Source organism: Shewanella sp. HL-SH4 (genome assembly GCF_051164845.1).
GTDB lineage: Bacteria > Pseudomonadota > Gammaproteobacteria > Enterobacterales > Shewanellaceae > Shewanella > Shewanella glacialimarina.
The window spans coordinates 185,781-192,429 of the sequence record NZ_CP195036.1 but is presented as its reverse complement, the minus strand read 5'-3'; the positions used below and the strand labels follow the sequence as shown (position 1 = coordinate 192,429).

Genomic DNA, 6,649 nt, shown 5'->3' with positions numbered 1-6,649 from the left:
AAAACTAGATTTTTAATAATTAATTAAATTGATTTACCACAAAATGGTGTAACGTTTTACCACAAAATAATGTAACGAGCTGCCACAAAGCTATGTAACCTACCTTTATTGTTGAAATTGAGGATTGACCACTCTGGTCTAATTAATATGCATAAAGGGTTAAATTACTGAATTTTATGTGCAATTTCATTTAAAAAAATTTTTTAACTATTGTGGACCACAATTTGTAGTATCGATTTACCACAATTTTATGTATTGTTTTGCCACAATATGCTGTAACGTTTTGCCACAATATGCTGTAATGTTGCTGGGCAAAATTGAAGTGATTTTTAATACTCCAAAATGGAGTAGTCTGAATACAACTATTAAATAGGTTTTATATGCCAGTTGATGATAATTTTAATGAAGAAATAGATAGCTACCTAGACGATTTGGATCAATATAAAGCTAATACAGTATTAAGTGATCTGAACGAAAGCAAAGCTACATTAGTAGAGTTCCCTTTGAATTCAACTTTGCCAAAACAATATAAAAAGTCACATCTGGCAATTTTCTCAATTCATGATCAGTCACCGCATGAGATTAATTTGTTCACGATAATGGCATCTAAGATGCAAGCTGAACATTGGGAAAATGGTAAAACACCTAAATATGAATTTCAGGCTTCTGAATTATCGTCATGGCTAGACATTGAATCTAGATATATTGGTTCTACTCTTAAAGGGCCCGCGCAAAGACTTGCTTCCAGGCACATTGGTTTTGCATCTCAAGAAGACGATGGTGACTTTTCATTTGTACCGTTGTTTTCGAAACTGGAATATAAAAAGAAAGTTCTCACAATGATTCCAAACCCTGAGCTTAAAAACTTTATGCTCGATTATTCTGGTGGTTACGGGCTTATTAATACCTTTTCATCGCTAAAATTAACCGGTAAATATTCGAAGCGTATTTACGATTTCTTATCTCGTTTTAAGACAAACGGTACAATTTTACGACCGATGAAGTTGGATACGCTACGCCGCTATTTCGCTATCATAAATAAAGATGGCGTCTTTACATCAGGCAATACATCATTAGATAAACCAGCAGTGTTTATATCTCGCTGTATAGAGCCGGCAATCATAGAAATAGCTAATACATTTGAAAATGAAATATTCTTCTTCAATGGTGAAGCTGGACACCTGGGTTATACACCGATCAAAGAGGGTAACAAATCTGTTGGGGTCAAGTTTCATTATCAATGGATTGAGAATAAAGTAAAAATGGACGACGTAACGGCTAGGAAGACGATATCTGATCTAGAACAACAAAGACTTGTTAAGAATATAACCCTATCAATATCTCAATTAGAGTTACTATCACAAGCCTACTTAAAAATAGGCCAAAGAGAAACCGCTGTTCAATTGATGAAAACAGTACAAGAAAAAAACATTGCCGAGCAGAACCAGCAAAGCGAGGAGACATTTAAAGATGAAACACAAAGTTTATTAGATAAAATTGCTAAACTGAAAGAGTTAAACCCGGACCAAAAATACTAAATGCATTTTTTGAGCAACAAATAATAGATCTTTTCACAACAATAATATGATCGGATAGAGCAGGCTCAATTTAGACATTTGATAAATTCTGTGTATAACCTTGAGACAAAAAAGTGAAATAACAAAAATTAGATCGGTTTAACATGAAAAATGGATCTTTTAACACAAAAACTAGATCTTTTATAAACTCAAATTGCATTATTTGAGCGTATTATAACCATTAATTGACTTGTGGATAATTTACACCATTAAAACGATCTTTTAGCAGGTAAAATAGATCTCTGAAAACAAATTTATGATCTTAAACAACAATTAAATGTCATCATTTGCAGCAAAAGTAGATCGGTAATGACACATTTTAGTTTTTTTAAACGCCTCTAAAGTGCACGTAAGTGCATGACTATAAAGTGTAAGTGAGAGTTATGCACAACTAAGCATAGTTCTTATATCTCTTTATATTTGTTATAGTTATATATAGATCTATATACAGTGATCATTTCTGTTTTTTAAAAATCTAATGATGAGTACTGTGTATCTTGGCAAGCCCATTGTCGTAAATATGTTTCCATGAATCATTGATCAGTTTTTTATCAAACGTGGTAACCTCCCTATCAAATAACTCAAAGACAGCAGCTTTACTAACCTCATCTATGATTGCTGATTGATGCCCATGAACAATAGAATGCTTATCAAGTTTGCTAAGAGTTAAGTTAGAAAATGATTGTTGCATTATGATTTTGATAATTTTAGCCAAATCATACTTTTTACATTCATTACGAATAAAGCGATTAATTGCTTTATTAACCTTACTGTCAGATACATGTTCCATAATTTTTCTCTTTATTTGATTGGTATAACTAGATGTTAAATCAGCTTCAATAGGCAGCAACTATTATTCTAAATGGTCAGTTATGATAAATTTATCGTTATTGATTATTTCATTCATCGTAAGCTGTCCATTGAGCCCATGCCTACGATAACACTGGCCTCGTTGAGCCATGGCATGGTAAACGCTTTGCTTGCCCTTACAGAGCGATACAGCGCCAAAACGCATAAAGTATTGAAATGCGTAGACGCTATTGAACTTATCCATTTGATCCTTTAAATAATCAGGGAATTCAATATTTACGATAAAGTATGCTGCATCTGCATCAACAGTCAGCTTATCATCTTCAATAAATGACATTACCCGTCGTAGGTCACCATCTTTAGTTTTAATGGTTTTTCCTGCAATTTCAGGCATCTCATTCACATCAAAATAAACCAAGTCAGTAAATGGGTCACTCAAGCCATCTAGCAATGATCCATCGGCCCACGTATCAATAGACAGATATTTTGCTTTAGGTATTGGGGTTCTAGCTACATACTCCATCGAATCTACTTCTAGCAGCTGATCTAGTTTATTTTCATTTCTAACTTCATGAAAAATCTCAATAGCTCTAAATGGTTTAGCGTTAAAACCGTGAAAGCTCCACATGAAGTCAATATGCACAAGTTGCTGTTCATTAATAATACTGAATTGTGGAAACATCATGCGACGGTTAAAGCGATTGTCCTGGAGTTCGCCATTGGCCATTTTCATACTATGCTGTTCAGCTCGCCTTTCTTCCAACACATCAGCTGTTACACAAGCGCGCAGTAACTTTTCCAAAAATAGCGGGCTGTATACATCAGGCTGAATCTTTATTTTACCTTCACCTTTGCTATTTCTATATATCGTGCGGCCAACAGGGTGTCTAATAGACCAATCGTATCGAGTTTTGGCGAGCAATTGCTGGATGCGATAAAGTGGTTCTAAGAATGCATACTTTTCATCTGACTGAATAAGATTAGAAGCCGATTTGTCTTCACCGCCGGAGACTTGGCATGTCCAACAACCAAACCTTGAACCGCACGCCTTGGATTTTAATGCGCTTTTGCCGAAGAAAACACATTCGCCAGTCGCATGTTTATAAATCTCAGCGGTATCATTTGAGTCTTGACGATAGTTTGGAAGTGGGTATTTATCATTGTCGCCACATGACAAAAGAAACTCCCAAACATTAGAGCTTGTCCAATCTTTAATTGGGTACATTTCGGATTCATTTTTAGATACCTGGTTAGGCTTAATGGCATTACCACCAAATTTTCGTATATTGCCAGCTCTGATTGCTCCCTCATCATCACGTGAACCTAAAAGCAATAAGGTCTTGCTTGCCCACTTTTTGTCGATGCGTTTGAGATATTTTGATTTGGCTTTTTGTGCGGGTTTCACTTTTAGATCAATAGAGCATTGTCTCGAAGAACCTGCGAAGGTTGGCTGTCCCCTTCCTGTTAAAATACGCCCTGTAAACGATTGAGTTAGTTCAGGTTTAGCAATCAAGATGCTCAAAGGTAATTGATGTTTTTCTATAAACATTTCCAAATCTTCAAGACAATCCATCGCATGTTGATGTACGGTAGGTGATTCAACAAGTGTGTCAGTGTGCTGCAGACAATGATGAGGAGATATGTCATGCCCTTCCCTTTTTGCGCGCATAAGTGCCATCAAGAAAAGCATCAATACTGTAGAACTATCTTTACCCGATGACCAACCGATAAACACGGTATATTGCGCAACAATGGCATCATAAATTGCTTGTGTTGCATCAATAATCAATTGAGCTAATGAGTGAGTTTGACCATTTTCGATAAAGTTTAAATCTTCAGTTGTTTGTAGTGTTTGCCAAACTTGATGCCACTTGTCGTTCAACACAAGATGCACGATATTGCTCACAGACTTTTTTAAAAAGGGTACGTCTGATCCTTCGGCTGGATAGCTTAACCAATCTAATGCTAGTTGTTCCATTTTTTACTGCCTATTTGCCTTTCGTTAATAAATTAATTATTAACTACTTAGCAAAACCGGCAACTGGATAGATAAACAAAGGACAACACAAAATATAGTGGTGACCTTGGCTGTAATATGAACTAGAGATAATATTAGAGAGGATCGGTGCAATGCTCATTGCTGAGTAGCTTATAGGCAGAAGGGAGCGCTATACATTCTATTTTAAGATATTCATACCCCGAACCATCCAGGGCTCGTTTACGCTTAAAACCAAAGCGGTTACCCAATATAGAGTCACAGGCAATACGCAGTGACTTACTGGCCTGCTCATAATTATCTTTGTTGCCCAGCTCATTAGTGCGGCGTGTCGATTTAGGCCCCAGTCTTTGCCCAATTTTAAGTTTGTAAGCGTGAAAATAGATAAATGCAGAATAATTAAATTTGCCGTTACGCATGATAAATGGATTCATAAGCCACTCCATTTTGCCTGCTTTCTAGTTTGGCTTTTGTTAACATGGTGGTTCTCCTTGTAGTGATGTCGTCAAGATTGCCTCAAGTTTAAAAACCGGCAACAAGCAATAAATAGTTGAAAAAACAAACAGGTTGATTTCACGAAACTTTAATGAATTACCCACAGAAAATGTGGATAGTTTAAGCTGTTTTCGGCGTTCTGCAGTGGTTAATAAACAATGATTCTTACATATTATTGTTACTGCCAAATTCAAAAAATTATCATGATAACCACGTCAAATTAGTAACTATGCGTGCATGTTGATTGGTATGATTGATGTGTGACTACAACAAAAAGAGTTAGGAGAATGGATAGCCATAGCGCGTTCAGCAGCTTTAAAATAACCTTACATCGACAAAGATTGATAATCTGGCTGCAGTATACGTAGTTTGTTCCTGGATTAACCCATGCCGTCTCTACTATTGATGCAACGATAATTAACTTAAAAAATGGTATAATGTACCTGTATCACTCATACACATAGTCATACTTCTATATTAAGCTCTAAATGAAAAATGTTAGTTAGATAAACCAAATCAATCTGTATGTCCTTATATGAATCCACCGCTGTACCGTCTTGGTTTACATCGACAAAAACAACTCGTTCGATGCCGCTTGGGAGGACATAAGCCAAAGTTACAGATTTACCTCTATACTGAGATAGCATATCAAGTACCTGCTGAGCAGAATGACATTCTAATCGTTGATAAATATTTTTAATTACGATCATAAAATAATCCTAAAGTTTGGTGTGTATTGTCTCGTATAAGAAATTAACCCAGAATTGAAAGCAAACCATTTAAAATTAAAAACAACAGTTTAATCAATTTTATATGTAACAACACTGAATCAAATAGGCCCACTTTGTTGCAGTACGTTTACAAGCTTCACACCCAAAAACACTTCAATATTAAATCTTATTTGTAAGTGTTTCGTAAAGTATCATTTTTAGATTGATTTGGATTATGAAGCCTGGGCAATTAATTGTATATACTCATGAAAGTTAATACATTAGTCATTATTATTAAATGCTTATGCCGCCTGCTTTCGACTTAAAAAGTAGTTTAATATCACGCGATTAATATTGGGAAACAATGGATTTGGCTCAAATAGAGAATAGTCGTGTGTTTCCCAAGCGAGATTTGCATTGCTTTCAGCGTCCCAAACTGCACTTCTCAGTTTTTTAGCGTGACTTTCAAGTATCGCAACCTTCCCTAGTTCGTTGGCAAGTCGAGCGCGCTTTATTCGTTCCCTGGTAATATCAAATTCAACATTAAAATGCTCTGAAATAGTTTTGCCATTTAATGCTTGTCGTTGCATTTGCTCATTAGAAACTGAAGCGTGGACCTGTTTTGGTTGCAGTTCGATTAAATACGCGGATAAATCAAATTCATGCGCAAAAGCGACAGCTTCTTTCATTGAGTTAAATTCACGGGAATAGTGCCTGTTGTTTGGGAGAGCATAGTTAACGCTCACGTATTCAACTCCGTAGCGAACAAATGGCTCGATGGTTGCGGAATTAACTGTTTGAACATACTTGTGCCTAATGACGTATTCATTGGCATTGTCAGTTGCTGTCGCAATCTCAAAGTCTGCGGCATCAACACCATGGCCGCAGGATTCAATTATCCGATCATGCATCAACGCTGCTAAGCGACCACTGTGTTTATAATTTGCGTCTTTACGGTTTTTGATGTCGTGTAACGTCACTATTTTTTGCATATTTACCTCTAATTCGTTGGAATTACAGAAATGGTATGCCTAGGTGTTAATCGCGCAACTCGCTGTTGA

The 6,649-nt window shown here is 36.1% G+C and carries 6 protein-coding genes; 1 reads left to right on the top strand and 5 read right to left on the bottom strand.

Annotated features, from left to right (window positions below; genetic code table 11):
* Positions 1-380 precede the first annotated feature (380 nt).
* Positions 381-1,538 (top strand): replication initiation protein, encoded by a 1,158-nt coding sequence (locus tag ACRWQL_RS00915; protein WP_432363673.1) that lies wholly within the window; start codon positions 381-383, stop codon positions 1,536-1,538.
* Positions 1,539-2,052: 514 nt separating this feature from the next.
* Here the strand turns inward: ACRWQL_RS00915 and ACRWQL_RS00910 are convergent.
* The 5 genes from ACRWQL_RS00910 to ACRWQL_RS00890 form a co-directional block, all read right to left on the bottom strand.
* Complete coding sequence (locus ACRWQL_RS00910) at positions 2,053-2,367, bottom strand: hypothetical protein (protein WP_432363671.1); 315 nt, start codon at positions 2,365-2,367, stop codon at positions 2,053-2,055.
* 63 nt (positions 2,368-2,430) lie between these two features.
* On the bottom strand, positions 2,431-4,365 hold the full coding sequence (locus ACRWQL_RS00905; RefSeq protein ID WP_434949699.1) for a phosphoadenosine phosphosulfate reductase family protein: 1,935 nt from the start codon (positions 4,363-4,365) through the stop codon (positions 2,431-2,433).
* A 134-nt stretch (positions 4,366-4,499) separates the two neighbouring features.
* Positions 4,500-4,817, bottom strand: a complete 318-nt coding sequence (locus tag ACRWQL_RS00900) for a hypothetical protein (RefSeq protein WP_432363667.1) — start codon at positions 4,815-4,817, stop codon at positions 4,500-4,502.
* 525 nt (positions 4,818-5,342) lie between these two features.
* Entirely contained in the window at positions 5,343-5,588 is a 246-nt protein-coding gene (locus ACRWQL_RS00895; protein ID WP_432363665.1) for a hypothetical protein, read from the bottom strand.
* Positions 5,589-5,890: 302 nt separating this feature from the next.
* The gene (locus ACRWQL_RS00890) at positions 5,891-6,580 is read right to left on the bottom strand and encodes a hypothetical protein (protein ID WP_432363663.1); all 690 of its coding nucleotides are present in this window, start codon (positions 6,578-6,580) and stop codon (positions 5,891-5,893) included.
* Positions 6,581-6,649: the final 69 nt, after the last annotated feature.